At 48.4% G+C, this 17226-nt stretch carries 12 protein-coding genes; 8 read left to right on the forward strand and 4 right to left on the reverse strand.

From position 1 onward, the window contains the following. Positions 1 to 148: 148 nt before the first annotated feature. Positions 149 to 3418: a glycosyl hydrolase gene (locus AWU77_RS14655; RefSeq protein ID WP_062064782.1), complete on the reverse strand. Its 3270-nt coding sequence runs from the start codon at positions 3416 to 3418 to the stop codon at positions 149 to 151. A 308-nt stretch (positions 3419 to 3726) separates the two neighbouring features. Between AWU77_RS14655 and AWU77_RS14660 the strand changes: the two genes are divergently transcribed. Further along, positions 3727 to 4626 carry a hypothetical protein gene (locus AWU77_RS14660; protein ID WP_152625363.1) on the forward strand — a complete coding sequence of 300 codons (900 nt, stop codon included), beginning with the start codon at positions 3727 to 3729 and terminating at the stop codon, positions 4624 to 4626. Positions 4627 to 4863: 237 nt separating this feature from the next. Here AWU77_RS14660 and AWU77_RS14665 read toward each other — a convergent pair whose 3' ends face one another. From AWU77_RS14665 to AWU77_RS14675, 3 genes are all read right to left on the reverse strand, one after another. After that, positions 4864 to 5958, reverse strand: coding sequence for a glycoside hydrolase family 5 protein (locus AWU77_RS14665; protein ID WP_084618439.1), 1095 nt, complete (start codon positions 5956 to 5958; stop codon positions 4864 to 4866). Positions 5959 to 6062: 104 nt separating this feature from the next. Then, entirely contained in the window at positions 6063 to 9893 is a 3831-nt protein-coding gene (locus AWU77_RS14670; RefSeq protein WP_062064786.1) for a translocation/assembly module TamB domain-containing protein, read from the reverse strand. A 2-nt stretch (positions 9894 to 9895) separates the two neighbouring features. Continuing rightward, positions 9896 to 11614 (reverse strand): autotransporter assembly complex family protein, encoded by a 1719-nt coding sequence (locus AWU77_RS14675; protein WP_062064788.1) that lies wholly within the window; start codon positions 11612 to 11614, stop codon positions 9896 to 9898. A 232-nt stretch (positions 11615 to 11846) separates the two neighbouring features. On the opposite strand from AWU77_RS14675, the gene AWU77_RS14680 reads away from it, so the two are divergent. From AWU77_RS14680 to AWU77_RS14710, 7 genes are all read left to right on the forward strand, one after another. Then, positions 11847 to 12692, forward strand: a complete 846-nt coding sequence (locus AWU77_RS14680; protein ID WP_062064790.1) for a 23S rRNA (adenine(2030)-N(6))-methyltransferase RlmJ — start codon at positions 11847 to 11849, stop codon at positions 12690 to 12692. A 138-nt stretch (positions 12693 to 12830) separates the two neighbouring features. After that, entirely contained in the window at positions 12831 to 13220 is a 390-nt protein-coding gene (locus AWU77_RS14685; RefSeq protein WP_062064792.1) for a hypothetical protein, read from the forward strand. A 13-nt stretch (positions 13221 to 13233) separates the two neighbouring features. Further along, a complete protein-coding gene (locus tag AWU77_RS14690) occupies positions 13234 to 13584 on the forward strand; it encodes a DMT family protein (protein WP_062064794.1) in 351 nt (116 codons plus the stop codon). Between the two features lie 178 nt (positions 13585 to 13762). Next, positions 13763 to 15685, forward strand: coding sequence for a bifunctional diguanylate cyclase/phosphodiesterase (locus AWU77_RS14695; RefSeq protein WP_238582450.1), 1923 nt, complete (start codon positions 13763 to 13765; stop codon positions 15683 to 15685). Positions 15686 to 15763: 78 nt separating this feature from the next. Continuing rightward, positions 15764 to 15991, forward strand: coding sequence for an antitoxin (locus AWU77_RS14700; protein WP_062064796.1), 228 nt, complete (start codon positions 15764 to 15766; stop codon positions 15989 to 15991). Between the two features lie 38 nt (positions 15992 to 16029). Further along, entirely contained in the window at positions 16030 to 16425 is a 396-nt protein-coding gene (locus tag AWU77_RS14705; RefSeq protein WP_062064835.1) for a PIN domain-containing protein, read from the forward strand. A gap of 23 nt (positions 16426 to 16448) precedes the next feature. After that, positions 16449 to 16859 (forward strand): hypothetical protein, encoded by a 411-nt coding sequence (locus AWU77_RS14710; RefSeq protein ID WP_062064798.1) that lies wholly within the window; start codon positions 16449 to 16451, stop codon positions 16857 to 16859. Positions 16860 to 17226: the final 367 nt, after the last annotated feature.

The following is a 17226-nucleotide window of genomic DNA, read 5'->3' on the forward strand; positions in this document are numbered from 1 at the left end:
AAAAAATTGCGCACTACGCAGGGTGTGTAAGTTCTACTCAGTGAAAAAAGTGGCACCCATAAAAAACCCCTGACAAACTAATTTTTGTCAGGGGTTAAGCGTCATATTTCGTTTATTGCAGCCCTTGTTGCGGGCTGCTTGGTGGCGTTTAGAGTTTGGTGATACGGAACCAATTGATGTTCCAGCCACCCTGTTGCGCGAAGATGCCGAAGCTCACAGTCCCCGTATTGAGGGTCACGGTTTGGTTCACGGTCACCCAATTTTGCCAACCGCCGGTTGCCGGAATAGTCACATTACCCAGTTGAGTCGCACCCGCATTTAGGTCGGATGACAGCAGTGAACCGGACGGACTGGCAACGCGATATTCGATGCGATAGCTGCCGGTGGTCGGAATAGTGATATTGGCGTAGGCCATCCAATCACCTGCATCTATATAGGATACATTCTGACCGCCGCCGGCATCGGTAGTCGCTTCGGTTTGTACCCCGTTCATCGCAGTAAATGCCTCGGCTTGCACCAGCTGGGTAAAGGCCGGAGCAGAACTACTTGCCGCAACACTGCTTGCCGGGGTGCTGGAGGTGCTGCCGCCAGAGCAGCAATTGAATTGCGCCCAAGCCGTATCCATTGCTCCCGCACCTTGGGCGATGGTGAAGAAGTAGCGCACCGCGGCACCTGCGGGGATGCTGCCGAGGTTGTAAGTATTGGAATTATCGGCATTGTGGGTCATGCGGATATTTTGCTGCGGGCCGTTGTTGATGGTGTAGTGAATATCCGCCCAGGCCGCATTGTTCGCATGGAAGCGCACGCTGTTGCTGGTTAGCACTGTATAGCCATAAGGCGTGGCCGCGGTGGAACTGGCGACAGAGCTAGGGGCAACCGATGACTTGGATGAAGAGGCCACACTGCTCGGTGCCACCGAACTGGGTGCTGAGCTGCTAGCGCCACCGCAACCCGCACCGCTGGACACGACCGATTGACCGGTGCGTTTCAACGCATAACCCTTGGCGGGAACGGAGAAGTTGGTGCCGTCCGAGTAGGCTACGTTGATCGCCGAGCAGCCAAAGTTGTAGGCGATATAGGTCAGGGTGCCATTTTTGTTAAAGGCCACGGCGGCCGGATGGTTGGCCGTTAATGCCCCAGTACCGGTCGCCAGATGACCCAGTTGTTTCAAGGTGTAAACCCAATGATAGGTATGGGCTTTGGTTTCACCCTCTTCCGGAATCAGATTGTTCAGACCATAGGCGAGCATATCGTCTACCGCCGCTTGGCCATTAGTCATCGCCCAGATATTCCACCACACATCGCGCCATTGGCCATTCGGTAAACCAGATGGCTTGCCGTTGCTGGATTCACTCAACCCCAAACTGACATAGCCATTCAGATAATCGGCGTGCTGACCTATATGCAATACCAACGGGCTAAGCGGCAGACCTTGAATACCAAGGATGTGCGCGTAGGCGCCAGAGAACCAGGTAGAAAATACATGGCCATTGCCCCAAATAATCGAGGTGGTGGGTTTGTTATAGGTGGATGAGAAGTTGTCGTAGTCACCACCCAAACCTTTAAAGCGGTCGATATTGTTCCAATACTCCCAGTAAGTCGCAGTAGATGAGGCATGTAGATACATACCGCGCTCGGTCAGGGCATTGTTGCCAGTGATCATGCCGTACAACACGATTGCGCCGTAGGCGTTGGCCGCTTCCGAGGTGGATTCGTTGTTATTGCCCAAGGCAAAGTTGGCGTGGCCCGATGCCCAAGAGAAACCATAGGCCGGATCAAAGTTGCGCAGGTAGGGGAACATGCTGTCATCGCGGCCAGCGGCGTAATCGCGGATCAGCAATTCCACCATTGGCCCGTATTGGGTAGATCCACACCAGCTGGCATCGACACGGCAGATCTCCGCCGCCGCACGCACAAAATAACCGTAGTGGAAGTGGTGGTCGTTCAACTGTTGCTGCGCACCAAAGGATTCGTCAAAACCGAGCAGCGTGTTCCAGTTGCTGTCGTAGGCGAAGTATTTGGTGGTATCCAAAGCACCCGTGGTATTGGCGCGGAACCAATCCTGCAATTCGCCTTTGAGCCAGGTGATCAACTGATTGGCTTCGGCAGTCATGCCAATTGAGCGTGCGATAGCGGCAAGTTCGGCGACTTTGCCGTAGTTTTTGCCCGCCCAGTAGGTGTCGGTCGCAGTATTCCACTTGGCGCTGCCTTGGTTGATAAATTCACTGACCAGCGCGCGCAGTTGGGTGGCGTTGTAATCGCCAATGTTTTCCGGGAAGTAAGGCAATACACCCACATAAGGAATGGTGTAGCTGTAATTGCTAGTGGTAGCAAACTTGGTAACCCCACGGGCGGAGCGGACTTTATAGCTGGTCACCCCCTGACTGGAATTCTTCCAGTGCAGCGGCAGCAGACCCGCCATAGTGGTCACGTTGGCACCATTGAATTGGTACTGATGGCTTACGATGACCTTATTGGTGTTGCGGTCAACGGCATAGTTGATATTCACCTTGTCTACCCGCTGGGTAGCGTATTGCGCAAAAGCGGAGATCATCGCCGCCGAGGGCGTACCGGTTAACTGTGGCAGCCAAGCCACCGTCATACGCTTGGTGCCATTATTCACTCCGATGCTGTTGGTATTCACACCAGTGAATGTAGTCGCATCGTGGCCGACGATAAGGAACGCGTTGCGATTACCCGCCACCTCAGTCCAGATCCCCAGATTGTTGCCACTTTGATGAAAGACGCCCTTTTCGCCGCCATCGGCAGATTTGGTGCGCACCACCAGATTGCCCTGCAGCGCGGTGAAATACACATAGGGTGAACCGTGCACAAAAGTCGCTTCCATCACTGCGGTAGCGCCGCTTTTCCACTGCACAGTCACCGAGCCATCACTGTAGTCCTTAAGGAAGGCATCGAGGTTGGAGTAGGCCGAGTTGCCTACGGCGATGCCATCAAACACTTCGCTAAAAGGATCGGGAATCGCATAAATTGTTTCGTTAGTGCCGGTACGTAAACCGCCCGGGATACCCAAAATACGCACCCCGCGCTCGGTAATCCGCGCGGTAATCGGGTCGGGGGTGATATAGCCGGAATCACTTGAGGAACCTACCCGCATCTCACCCATAAACGGGATAGAACCCCACCAGCGGTGTGTCATGGTGGGCTGATTGCTAGCCGGCGCGACTTTTTGCGGGTAAAGAGACGTTGGTGCGCCGATTGGATTACAACTGCTAACGCCGGGTTTAACCACGCCGGCATTGTGGATCCAGTTGCCATAGTCAACTGTGCACTTCCAGCCCGCGGGGTTAATCGTATCGCTGATATTGCCAGCGCCGTAATTGAGAATGGCAGATTGGCTGATCTGGGCAAAACCCATAGCGCCCAGCAACAGCAAGACTCTGTTGAATCGTTTCATATTAGTGACCCAATGGTTGTTATTGATTATTCGTAGTTATTAATCATGGAAACCAGGAGCACAGCGTCTCTGATGGGTACTGCTTCAACGTCACTGTTAGGGTTATTGTTGTTATTTTAGGAAAAGCCAGAGAGACCAGCGAGATGTACTCCAGTCTTGCCATGCTCTACTTCTCTTTCAAGCAGGTCGTCCCATGTTGATAGCAAAACACAAACTGGGTCTGTCTCACTTTGCAGAACCGCAAAGAGGGAAAGCCACCAATCAACTGCTATAGTTTCTGGGTCAGAATAAACCCCATGGAACCGAGTATGTTCAAGCCGATATGGCACAAGCTAATGTGTGGATGGCTATTAACGCTAACGGCGAGTTTCAGCACCAGTGCGCAAATCGCGGGCGATATAACCGAGCCCGTCGCCACCCCTATGGTGGTGCGCTATTACGACCGCGGCTTAAAGGATGCGCGCCACGCCTACAAATTTGAATTAATTAAACGCATTTTAGAGGTGACTCGCCCCGAGTTTGGCGACTATCGCACCGAGCCGTTTGGCGAGGAGCCCAGTGCCAAACGTCAAGCAATGCTCATCAGCGAAGGCAAGATCCTCAATCTGCTCTGGGCTTCACCCGGCACGGTTATCGCCCGCGCCGATGTCACGTCTGTCCCAGTCGATATACTGCGCGGCCTACTGGGCTACCGGGTCTGTTTAATCAACCCTGCCAACTTCCCCGATAGCAAAAAACTGGTATCGCTCAACCAACTGCAAATTGCACAAGGCCTCAACTGGGCCGATAACGAAATTTACAAGCACAATGGCATCTACCCCAAACAAGCCCCCTCCTTTGAAGGTCTGTTTGATATGCTCGCGGCCAAACGTTATCAATGCCTACCGCTGGGCGCAGATGAAGTTATGTACAGTTGGCGCGACAAAAAAAACAAATACCCCTTTTTGGCGGTAGAACCCAACATACTCATTTACTACGACTACCCGATTTATTTGTACATCAGCAAGCAGTTTCCGCAATTAGCCCAGCGAGTGGAATTGGGTTTACAAAAGCTGCAGCGCAGCGGTGAGTTTGATCAGCTGTTTAAACAACATCACGCCGCCGACATAGCGCAACTACACCTCAGCCAACGTAAAATATTCTGCTTAAAATCCCCCTACTTGCCCGCACCAGGGCAATGCCAAAAAAAATTGGCCTATCCCAAATAAGAAAATCCAACTTGCACGCATAAAAAAACTGCCCAGCCTTTGCAGGCTGGGCAGAAACAATGCGCTACGGACGAAGAAGCGCTTGAGGGTTGGGCACAGCCCGGGAAATAAATGCTCGGCAGCGAGTCTACGTGCCCAGCAGCAAAAGACAATTCCACTTAGACGCCAATATCGAAAAGCAGGACACAGCACACAAACAACTTGTGTGCTGGTATACAAAGCGACTTTACCTATGCCTTATTTTTTGTTTTCGCGCAGCATAACCTCGCGAAAATGCTTGCCCTGCATAGTCGGCGAGTAGGTGTTGTAATCGCTGATTAATTGCGGCGACCAGTCTGGATCAAATACCCAAGCCACCCAACTAATTCCTTTGCTCGCAAAATAATCGGTGATGCGTTTGCCGTATTTGCCATCGTCAATCACTGGAATATGGGCGCCTTTGTCAGTTGCTAACTGATAGCCAATTTCAGTGGCAAAAACCGGATATTTGTCGGCGAGATAACCAAAGTCGCGGGTCCAATTTTTTTCATAGGGCGCGCCCACTTTCATCGGATAGGGGTGACTTACATAGGCTACGTTGTCGCGTTCGATAGGCGCCGCTGCCACTGGGGTTAAATCGTAAGCCCAATTAAACCCGGCAACGAGTGCGATAGCCTTGGGGTTATGCGCCTGAATAACAGTGATAATTTCTTCATTAATCACCTTCCACTCCGCCCAACTCACCACACCCAAGCGGCCACTAAAAACTGTTGGCTCGTTAAAAATTTCGTAGAAGGCCACCGCATTTACACCGGCGTAACGCTCAGAGACTGTGCGCCAAAAATCGTTGGTCTCACCCTTATCGGTGTAGTAGGAATTATTTTGGAACATTTGCGACTTCAAATTGCCAATTGAATGCCAATCGATAATCACATACATACCCAATTCATTGGCCCAAATAACCGTTTGATCGAGCAGCGCAAGGTAGGCTTTTTTGCCCTGTTTACGCCAAGCAGAAGGGTGCACTGGCACGCGTATCACATTAGCGCCCCAGGCTTTAATGACTTCAAAATGTTTTTTGGTGAAACGCTTGTCGTTGGCGATTTTATCCGGGTCTGCAATATTCACCCCGCGAAATACCACTACCTTGCCATCGGCATCGACAAATTTATTGCCTTGCACTTTCACCAGTGAAAGTTGCTGGGTGATTTTGCTTTTATCAAATGCGGGAATATCGGTTGCATTCCACCAACCGCTTGCATTTTGCCAGGCATCATCGGCCAGTGTATTTGCACAGGTAAAAAATAAAATGGGAAATAAAAATAATTTCACACAATAGCGGAATAATTTCATAGCAGCGCCTCCATGATTTTTATTAGGGGCGCTAGAAATAACATAAATAAAAAATCAATGCAGTGTGAATAACGCAAGTTTACCCAGATTAAACGGTTACAGAATTAGCGCTCTATTTTATAAACTACATCCACACTTTGTGCCTCGCCAGATTCCGCCTCCAAACGCAACTGTTTGGTCAGCTGATATTCCATACCCAAACTAAATGCATTATCAAAAATACCCACCACATAACGTACCAATAATTTCGGTGTGAGATATTTTCCAATCCACAATTGGCTTTGGTCTATACCATCATCGGATTTTACTTCCAATTCATCCAAGCGGAAAAAACGCGTAATTTCGGTAGCTATAGAGCCGTCAGAATCCATCCCCAGACCACCCATTGCGCCAACCAACATGGAAGCGTCGGCTTTGGTGGCTTCGCTCGGCGGTTTACCGGTGAGCAACATCATCATCATCTGACTTTCTGGATACTCTGCCGGCACCGCAAACACATCGGCGATCGGGCGCTGCAAGGTGCCATTAATATCCAAACCGACCTTCACGCCATCTTCTCCTTTAATAATGCGCGACGCGCGAATATCAAGCCCCGGATTTTCATAGGGGCCTTGAAATACTAAACGGCCGCGATCAATGGTGAGCGTTTGGCCATAGGCTTTATAACTACCATTTGCCACACTGACATAACCATTGGTAAAAAATGGCCGCTGGGATTCTTTTAACAAAGTCAACTTACCCGACAACTTACTGTTTAAACCGAAGCCTTTAAATTGCACATCATCGCCCAGCGATAATTTTAAATTGGTTAAAAATTCAATTGCGTCCGCCGCCTCACCGCGCCCCAAACCCTCATTGACGATAACGGCATCGCTAGATACCTGCGTCGCAGATTCAGGCAAACGTTTGATATTAGCCCGCGCCCAGGGAATAACCGCTGTGCCGGTTATATTCACCTGTTTGCGATTAGCGGTAAGTTTAAGATCAGGGCTGAGTGTGGCTTTTAATTGCGACAGTGAAATCACTTTTACATCTGCACCATTTACAAAACCCTGGAGCCGCCAATTCGGCGTACCAAACTGAGTCACATCACCAACCAGCGACAAACGCCCATCGCCCGATTGCAATTGACTCACTAAATTTATATTGCCTGTTTGGGTAGAGTTTATTTGCAGCTCGATATTAGTGAGATCCAAACCCAGGCGCGGAAGATTGGCCGTGCCATTGCGCAAGCTCACCTCACCCAACAGATTAGGCTGGGAAAAACTGCCGCCCAGAGTTAAATCCGCACGAAAATCACCTTTCACATCATTGGCATAGGTAATCAGTGTTTCCAGTGGCGCGAGGTTGTCAAACTGCGATTGCAATTTTCCCTGCATAATTTTTTGTTGCGCCAAATCTAACTGAGCGTTTGCATTGATTTTGCCATAACCAACCCACTCCATTCCGGCGACAACATCCAAGAGGGATTTATCCAGACTTGCGCGCACATCAAAATCACGCCAGGCATAAATTTCCGTAACACCACCAGCATACTGATAGCGCAGCTCTGCATTGCGCGTGCTGATATTGCTATTAAGCTTGGTAGTGGCAAGCGAAAAATCCTTACTGGTCAGATGCAAAGACCCATCCATCACGCCAGCGAAATACACTTCTACTTTAAACAGCGCAAGAAATTGCCGCAGTGGAATCGAATCCAGTTTTGCATTCACACTCGCGCCCATCGCACTCGCCCATGTACCATCGATACACAATTGCGGCAGTGAATATCGCTCGATTCGCGATGCAGGTAAACTCGGCTGCTGATCCAACCAAGCATAGGGATTTTTTGCTGGCGACTGATTGGGAATCCATTCAGGAATTAATTGCTCGCGCTCCAACAGCGCTGCATTTTCCACCGCTGCGGTCAAATTACTGCGGGTAGTGAAGCATTGCGAACCTAAAGAAACTGAATTTGCGTTAATTTTTATCGGCTTGCTGGCAGTTAGCCACCAGCGCGGAACACGTTTTACCTTAAGCGCTAACTGGGTTAATTTTCCCTGCCACTCCTTGCCATCATAATTGCCCGCCAATTTAAAATCAGTGTGACCATAGGCTGAACTTTTTATTACCGCTGCTAATTGATGCCGGTTGATTGAACCCGTGCCATCGACTTTAATGGTGGAAAAACGCTGCTGGGCAATACGCAACTGCTTGGCATTAAACACAAGCCTGTATTGTTCATTTAATAATTCGTCCACTACAGTGCTCAATACCGTCTTATCCATTGGCAAGACGTTATTATCAACAGCCGTACTTGGCGGGGTGACCGTCGCTATATCCGGTGCTAAATCCAGTTCTAATTTATCCACGGCATAATTTGCAAAGGAAAACTTTTCCATGCTCGCCCGCATTTGCACACGCGGTTTTTTCCAATTGCCGCGTAATGCTCCACTACTCGTAACACTGCCGCTCAGGCTTTCATCCAACTGGCCTAACAAGGGCGCATTGAGCGTCCAATCCAGATTAAATTCTTCACCTAAGTCACCGCTTATCCGCAGCTGATTGGCACCCACAATAAAATGTAGTGCGTTGCTGCGAATTTTTTTCCCTTGTAAAAATACATCGCCATTGCCCTGCACATTCACACCGCGCAACTCGCCTGACATTTGCAAATGCTGCACCTCAGCATTCCACTCACCCTGCTTTTGCGTGCCGCGAGTTTCAAACTCCACATTAATATCGCTCGGCCAATTTTCAATCACGCTGGCCAGGTTTAAGCGTTTTGCATTCGCGCGCAGCTGCCACGCCAATTGCGGCAACCAACGCACTTCACCGGCCAGTTGCAGCCCCCGCTCATTATTATTGCCGGGCGCCAATGGTGCCACTGCAACTGCAGATGGTGCAGTACTCAATGAATTATTATCGAGTGTGATAGCGGGGTGTAATTCGCGGATAAATAAATTGCCGATGTTAATTTTTTCCAAATCACCATCAGCCGCCGCGCTAATGGCCAAGGCAGGGGCATCGGGCAAATGAATATCGCCATCCAACTGTAAATTATAGGCTTGCCAGTTACCCGTCGCGGTTAATTTGCCACTGGTCATAGGCTGCGGCTGGGCAGGAATCCACCAAGGCGCGGGCAGAGTTTGCTCTTGCCACGCCAATGCCAGCGTCATAGGTGGTGCAGTTTGCAATTGCTGTTGTTCATTCACCAGCTGCACACTGGCGTCGGCATTAAACACCACTGGCAAACTGATTTGATTGTGCAATTGCAGCTTGGTTAAATCGCCATTTACTTCGGTCACGCCCATATAGGCGAGCGACTCTGCAACCGCTGTACTCTGCCACTGCCACTGCAAATTGGCACTGGTGTCATAGGGAAAGCGTAAGTTGGTTGTACCGCTGAGCAGCAATTTATATTCAGCGTGCTCAATTGCTAATTCTTTGTAGCGCAAATGAAAAGTGCCCAAGCTCAAGGAGCCACTTAATTTTTGCCAGTGCTGGTGGGCATCACCCTGCACATATTCAATATTATTAATAAGCACCTGATCAAGAAAAATTCGCACAGGCAAGGCCAGCGACGGCCACTGACTAAAAGGTTGTGTATTTTTATTTTCAGTACTTGCCGCTGGAAGTTGAATTAACACATTTTGCGCGCGCAAGGATTGAATCGCGACAGCACTGTATAACATCGCCGCCGGGCGCCAGCGAAAAGACACTTGCTCCGCATGGTAGTGATGCTCACCCTGAGTGTAATCAATAAATGCAAGATCCATCCCACTGCGTAAATTGCCGCTCATCTCACCCAGAGAAATATTCACCACACTGGCGAGCCGTTTAACTACCCAGCGGCTGCCGGTTTCAGTCTCAACAAGCGCACTGACACTGGCGAGCAAAATTAATAACAGCGCCAACAAGCTAAAAAATATATTCCTTACTTTTCTTAAAATCATGTTTATAGATCCGGCCCCATGGTGATATGCAAGCGCCACCCCTTGTCGCCATCCAGCGCTTTAGCAAGATCCATACGAATAGGCCCTATGGGAGAAATCCAGCGCGCACCCACTCCGGCTCCGCGCTTTACATCCAGATTGGTATCATCGGCCGCATTGCCTGCATCAAAAAAAACGGCGGCGGCCCATTTGCTATCGTTAAATAAATAATCGTACTCAATACTGTTAACCAATAAATTATTACCGCCCACTACCACTTCTTTACTTAAGCCATTTACCTCAACCTGTTCGGTTGGGCCGAGAGATTTATAGTCATAGCCGCGCACGCTGGAATCACCGCCAGTATAAAAACGTACCGATGCAGGTAACTCGCTGAAATCATCCAACTGGGTTGTGCCCAATTCCGAGCGCAACAGAATGCGTCCAAAGGAAAAACCTTTGACGTATTTTGCGCGCAGATATAACTGCACAAAACTAAAATCTGAACCCAGACTCTGCGGCGAACCGGATAATTTAGCCAGCAGCGTCCAACCCGCTAAAGGATAGGGAGCACCATCGGTTTTAGTGCGCGTTATCGCGACGGAAGGAATAATTAAATTGGTTCGGGTTTCAGCATTGAGGCCAATGGTGGAATCTTCTTGCACATAATCCAGCGCGTATGTCTGCAGCCATTTATTGTCCTGATAATAGGTATAGCTGGTGCCATAGGTATCTTTATAACTGCTGGAGGTATCGGTAATTTCTTTTTCGTATCCGGTATAGACGCGCAAAAATTCATAGGCGGGGCGCCGCATGGGAATTGAGTAGGCCAGCTTTGCGGAGGTATTGTTTTCCGCCATATTCAAATCAGCCGCTATAGAGTGGCCGTGTGAATTAACATAGCGATCCTCAAACCCTAATAACACGCGCGGGCCAGTGTCTGTTGCCACGCCCGCACCAATAGAATATTCGCGCCGTTTGCGCGCCTCTAATTGCACATCAATGGGCACCTGATTATCGCTGAGCGCTTGCAAGTTGGGGCTAATGCTCGCCACTGAAAAATAATTGCTGGCGTTGTAAAGATTTTTTAATTCCAGCAATTTATCGGAATCGTAGTAGTCCCCTTCGGCGATATTAAAATAGCGCCGCAAAAAATCATCACTTAAAATTTCATGCTGCAAATTAATCGCGCCAATGCGATAGCGTTTACCGGTGTTGTAAATCAATTCAATAATGGCGGTTTTTTCTGCAGTATTAATTGAAATTTGCGAGTGCTCAAATTCAGCATCAAAATAACCGTGCAGCGAAGCCAGTGTGCCAAAACGCGCTTTTAATATTTCATAGCGCCCATGGTTTAAGCGATTGCCCACTTTAATGCCGGGCTTGTCGTACAGGCTTTGGAAAATATCATCCAACCTGCCCTCGCCGTTAATGACAATACGCACCTCTTTGACCAACACTGGTTCACCGGGGGTGAGCGCTATATCCAACCCCCAGCACTCTTTGTCATTGCGCAAGCTAGTTTGATATTCAAGCTCATAAAAACCGAGTGCTTGCGCCGCCGCTGTAATTTCGCTTTCGCTATCATTCAGCAATGCATTCAACCGCCACAGGGGTGTTTTACAACTCTCGTCGGCGAGGGTCAGGTGTTGGCGAATATTTTCGCGCAGACTTTTAGTGCCGCCTTTCAGCTTGATCTCAGGCTCAGCAGCTAGCACAGGCAGGCTGACCAAGGTCAGCATAAGCACGAATCCACGAACAAAGGGGGGAACAGAAGTCAACAATTCCAGAATCTTCTTGGTGAGGTGGGAATAAGGCGCTACTGTAACCGCTAAACCCCACGGCTAAAAGGCTAATTTTGTGACAATCTTATTCAGGTAATTGTTCCGCCAGATCGCTATAATTCAGCCTCTTGTGTTGCGCAGGCATGATTCCCACCACAACACACACCCTGCATTTTGTTGGAACTCCTTTATGCTCAGCTATCGCCACGGCTTTCATGCCGGTAATTTTGCCGATGTACTCAAACATACCGTCCTGATTCACATGCTGGAGTACATGACGCAAAAAGACAAACCGCTGCGGATTATTGATACTCACGCCGGTGCCGGTGTGTATAAATTAAACGGCCCGCAAGCGCAAAAAAATCGCGAATTTGATAATGGCATTGGGCAATTATGGGCGAGCGAGCTACAGCCCGCAGCTATTGCCCGGTTAATCGAATTAGTACGCACCATCAATGACGGTAAACAATTGCAACTCTACCCAGGTTCACCGCTCATCGCCCAGACACTTATGCGCGGTATTGATCGTTTGTATCTGCACGAATTACACCCGGCAGATTATCAATTTTTGCGCGATTGCATGCGCGACGATAAACGCATTAAAGTCGCCGATGAAGATGGCTTTGCCGGTTTGCAGGCACTTTTGCCGCCGCCAGATCGCCGCGCGCTGGTGTTGATTGACCCCTCTTACGAAGTTAAAAGTGATTATCAACATCTGATCAAACAACTCATTCAAGCACACAAACGGTTTGCCACTGGCACCTACGCTATTTGGTACCCCGTAGTATTGCGTCAGCGCATTGATGAAATGGAATTAGCCTTAAAAAAATCCGGCATTAAAAATATTCAGTTGATGGAATTTGGCTTGCAGGCCGACAACCCCGAATACGGCATGACCTCTAGCGGTATGATTGTGATTAATCCACCCTGGACACTCTGGCGCGCGATGGAAGAAGCCCTGCCGTGGTTGGTTAATCAGCTCAGCGAAAATGGCAAGGGTTTTTATCGTTTGGAACAATTGGTAGCGGAAAAATAATTCATACAGCAAAAAAGGAAGTCGTCATCCCCGCTTGCGGGGATCCATAGGTTTTAAAATCAACAACTGGACTCCCGCGAGCGGGAGTGACGATGAATATTAGCTGATAAGCATTACAGTTAAAGAGTAAATAGCGTTATGAACAGTACAAACCCATCAGAAACTTTCAGCCAGGCAAAACGCGCGGCCATTTTATCCGCGACCATCTTCCCCGGCGCCGGGCTGTTTTTTTTACGCCACTATGCGCGCGGCTGTATTTTCGCCCTGCCCGCACTCTTGGTGGTTATTATGCTGTTCATTAATTTATTCAGCGTCGCATTCCAATTAAATGCGGAGCTGAGCGCTGAAGCGGCCAAAGGTAATTTTGCAATTGATATTGCACATATGTGGAATACCCTGCACGGCGCCATCTTTACCTCGCCTTATTGGGAGCAAGGTAAGTGGATATTATTAGCCAGCTGGTTGCTGAGCATTGTCAGCTCCTATTTTGCTGGCAAAAAAATCGATATCGCAGCGCAAAAAAATTAACCGGAGCGGTGTTATGCAAGCCTCGCTAATCGCAATTGGGTTATTGTTTTGCAGCAATATTTTTATGACCTTTGCCTGGTATGCGCATTTAAAGGAATTAAATCACAAGCCGTGGATTATCGCCGCACTAGTGAGCTGGGGCATTGCGCTATTTGAATATCTCTTGCAAGTACCGGCCAATCGCATTGGCTATACCGTAATGAATGTCGGCCAATTAAAAATTTTGCAAGAGGTGATTACCCTGAGTGTATTTGTCCCTTTTGCGGTGCTCTATTTAAAAGAGCCGCTAAAGCTCGATTATCTCTGGGCAGGCTTATGCCTTTTAGGTGCAGTCTTTTTTATTTTTAGAGACAAAATCACCTAACATCTCAAATAATGCCGCTATTTGCCCGCCTCGCTAGCAGTTCACGTCAGATCGTCTACCATCAATATTGACCTCGGGGTTTTGCCTGGGACAGCTCACAGGAGCAAGGCTGATCACCCAGATTCACGGAGACACTTTTACCCCGCCGGTTAGACCGTCCATTAAATCAAGGTGTCACGTGACTAACTCCAATAACACTATTCCGCCCGTGCAAACTGCGCTTAGCCGGCAAATCCAGCAGGATTTTAGCCGGCAGAAAGTCAAACGCCTGATTCAATTATTGCGCATCACCCAGATTGCGCTCTTGCTAGTGAGTATTATCACCATTGGCACCGAGCGCTACGGCGATGCCATTACCATGCTCGCCACCGGCATTTTTTTATTCAGTGTCGACTGGGCAATTTATAAAAAGCACCCAGTAGTTGCAGCCACCATTTTTTTAGTTTCCCTTACCCTGATGCTCTCCTACCTCATTTGGGTCGGCAGTGGTATTCGCGACAGTGCGCTGCTCGGTTATTGCAGCGTATTAGTATTTGCCGCCATGCTCGGCAACAAACGCCTGCTCGTTGTGTTACTGGCCCTGATGATACTGGTGCTCGGTGCCAGCGCCTATGTCAACGAATACGGTATTTATTTCAATATTATTGAGCCGATTAATTTGGCCACTGGCGCCATCGCCATTGTAATTTTAATTGTGATTGGCTCGGCCGTCTGGATGCTTGCCCACGACTACCGCAGCACACTCGATGAACTCGCGCGAGAAAATGAGCGGGTTAAAACCGCCAAGACTCATATTGAACATATGGCGATGCACGACCCGCTCACCGGCCTGCCCAATCGCATTATGGCGCAGCGCAATTTCGATGAAATCTATCAAGATGTACGCGCCCACAAACAATTATTGGGCATAATTTTTATTGATCTAGACAACCTAAAACCCATCAATGATTCACTCGGCCATCAAGCGGGCGATCAAATACTCAAAGAAGTTGCACTGCGATTATTAAGTTACACCAAACAAGTCGATAGAGTTTGTCGCTACGGCGGCGATGAATTTATTGTATTTTTGCCGCACATCCAATCCGCAGAAGAAGTATCGCAAGCCAGTTTGGAAATTTTGCAATTGGTGTCAGAAAATTATCTCTATCGCAACATCGAAATTTTTTGTACTTGTTCGATTGGCATTGCCCTCGCGCCGCAAGATGGTGACGACCTGGATACACTTATTAAAAAAGCCGATATCGCCATGTATCACTCCAAAGATTCAGGGCGCAATAGTTTTCGCTTTTTTAATCCCGCTATCAGTCGCAACATGCTAGACCACATCAGTTTAATTTCCGGTATGCGCAAAGCCTTAATCGATAATCAATTCAGCCTGCACTATCAACCTAAAATAGATTTACAAACCAATGATATTTGCGGCTTTGAAGCACTGCTGCGCTGGCATCACCCGGAGCAGGGTTTTATTTCCCCCGCTACATTTATTCCACTCGCAGAATCATCCGGTTTAATTATTCAATTGGGTGAGTGGGTAATTTGTGAAGCCTGTAAACACGCCAAAGCGTGGTACGACACAGGCCTACTCGAATTTGCCATTGCGGTAAATATTTCCTCCATTCAATTTAAGCGCGGCAATATAGATACCATAGTATTAGGCGCCCTCTCCGCCAGCGGCTTGCCGCCGCAACATTTAGAACTGGAGTTAACCGAATCGCTCTTGATTGAAGACAGCGATCGGCTAGTTACCACACTGTCAAATTTACGCGCAGAAGGCGTGCATTTATCGATTGATGATTTTGGTACAGGTTATTCCAACCTGGGTTATTTGAAAAAATTTGAAGTAGAAGCCCTTAAAATCGATCAATCTTTCGTGCGCAAAATGGACGACCAAACCGGCGACGCCGCCATCGTGCGCGCCATTATTCAAATGTCTGCCAGCCTCGGTTTAAAAACCATCGCCGAAGGTGTAGAAGACGCCAGCACCGCCGCCCTCCTCCGCAGCCTTGGCTGCAACCAAGCCCAAGGTTACTACTGGGCTCGCCCCATGCCCGCCGATGAAGTCGCCGGTTTTATTGATTTTTGGCGAAAAGATCAGGGGTAATTGCACCCTATCCTATATTGGCAAGCTAAAAAAACAGGCATATACTTATTGATATATACCACCAATAGGAGGCACTGAATGAGCCATCTCGCCAAGATATTTATGAATGGGCGCAGTCAAGCCGTACGCCTACCCAAAGAGTTTCGCTTCGAATGCAATGAAGTATTTATTCGCAAACAGGGCGAAGACATAGTCATATCACCCAAACCCAGCACATGGGATGATTTTTTCGATCGCAAACCCACTTTCGATGAATCTTTTATGGCTGACCGTGAGCAAACCTCCGCACAAGAGCGTGACTTTTAATAAAAATAATTTAACGAAAGGAATATCACACTGTGTATATGCTCGACACCAATACCTGCATCTACGTTCTAAAAAATCGCTCCGACAAATTGCGCCACAAGTTCAAAGCAATCAAAAATATTTGTATTTCATCCATCACCTATGGCGAACTTTGTTACGGCATCGAGAATGGAGCACCGAATATGCGAGCCGAACGCTACGCCGAACTCGCTCTTTTCACACAGCGATTACTAATTGAACCATGGGATGATGAAGCAGGCCGCCACTATGGAATATTGCGCGCAACCCTAAAACGACAAGGTACGATAATTGGCAATAATGATTTATTAATTGCCGCTCATGCGCGCAGCCTAAGCGTAGTTTTAGTCACCAACAACACGAAAGAATTTGCGCGCGTTGAAGACTTAACCATTGAAGATTGGACAACGAGTTAACCAACACTTGCCCGAGGGAATGTATGGACAACATATTGCTTTCCACAATTAAAGCAGCCGCCGACAATCACAGCACACAAGCCGCGCGACACAAATACCTACACCGCAGCTTATGGATCGCCTCATCGTTTATCTCTGTATTGATTGCCATATCAACTGCGTTTGATTTTTCGCTATTCCATATCGCCAGCAAAAATATCGCCACATTGTTCGCCATTATTTTACCGATGGTGACCAGCTACATAGTGCTACGCTCACCCGAAAAATTATGGATTCACGAAATCAGTATCCGCAACCAACTGTTTGATCTACACACCGAATTAAATCTATTAATCAAACGCAACGCAGAATTCAATCCCGCCGATTTTGAACAGCGCTATTTGGCGATTATGGCCAACGCAAATAAAAAGTGGATTGAGATTAAAGAAGGCTGATCGTTGTAATACAGCTGATATTTCAGCCTGTTATATTGTGTAATTGCATTGGGGATCATTTTCGGGTTAATTGCGGAAGGTATCGAATTCAACAGTTTTCTTATCGCTCCAATAGCGATAAAGCGATTCCCGCACCAGAACAACAGATTGGGAATGCGCGCTTCGCGAAGCAAGCCGTCGAAGGTCGCATGAGTGCCCTTCCTAGCCAGTGGCACAATCAAGGTAGGTTGCTGGTGAGTTTACGAACCGCAACAGCTTTTAAGGACAGAAACGTGCCCAAAGCGGAAGTTTGTGATTAGATGTGGAGCGGGCGCCATGTTGGATAACTCTGTTAAATGCCTATCCTTCAGAGGCTAATATTGACAAA

It is taken from the genome of Cellvibrio sp. OA-2007, assembly GCF_000953825.1.
GTDB lineage: Bacteria > Pseudomonadota > Gammaproteobacteria > Pseudomonadales > Cellvibrionaceae > Cellvibrio.

Coding starts and splice junctions, on each gene's coding strand:
- AWU77_RS14660 (WP_152625363.1), top strand. CDS start 3,727: ATGTTCAAGCCGATATGGCACAAGCTAATGTGTGGATGGCTATTAACG.
- AWU77_RS14665 (WP_084618439.1), bottom strand. CDS start 5,958: ATGAAATTATTCCGCTATTGTGTGAAATTATTTTTATTTCCCATTTTA.
- AWU77_RS14680 (WP_062064790.1), top strand. CDS start 11,847: ATGCTCAGCTATCGCCACGGCTTTCATGCCGGTAATTTTGCCGATGTA.
- AWU77_RS14655 (WP_062064782.1), bottom strand. CDS start 3,418: ATGAAACGATTCAACAGAGTCTTGCTGTTGCTGGGCGCTATGGGTTTT.
- AWU77_RS14710 (WP_062064798.1), top strand. CDS start 16,449: ATGGACAACATATTGCTTTCCACAATTAAAGCAGCCGCCGACAATCAC.
- AWU77_RS14690 (WP_062064794.1), top strand. CDS start 13,234: ATGCAAGCCTCGCTAATCGCAATTGGGTTATTGTTTTGCAGCAATATT.
- AWU77_RS14675 (WP_062064788.1), bottom strand. CDS start 11,614: ATGCTGACCTTGGTCAGCCTGCCTGTGCTAGCTGCTGAGCCTGAGATC.
- AWU77_RS14700 (WP_062064796.1), top strand. CDS start 15,764: ATGAGCCATCTCGCCAAGATATTTATGAATGGGCGCAGTCAAGCCGTA.
- AWU77_RS14685 (WP_062064792.1), top strand. CDS start 12,831: ATGAACAGTACAAACCCATCAGAAACTTTCAGCCAGGCAAAACGCGCG.
- AWU77_RS14670 (WP_062064786.1), bottom strand. CDS start 9,893: ATGATTTTAAGAAAAGTAAGGAATATATTTTTTAGCTTGTTGGCGCTG.
- AWU77_RS14705 (WP_062064835.1), top strand. CDS start 16,030: ATGCTCGACACCAATACCTGCATCTACGTTCTAAAAAATCGCTCCGAC.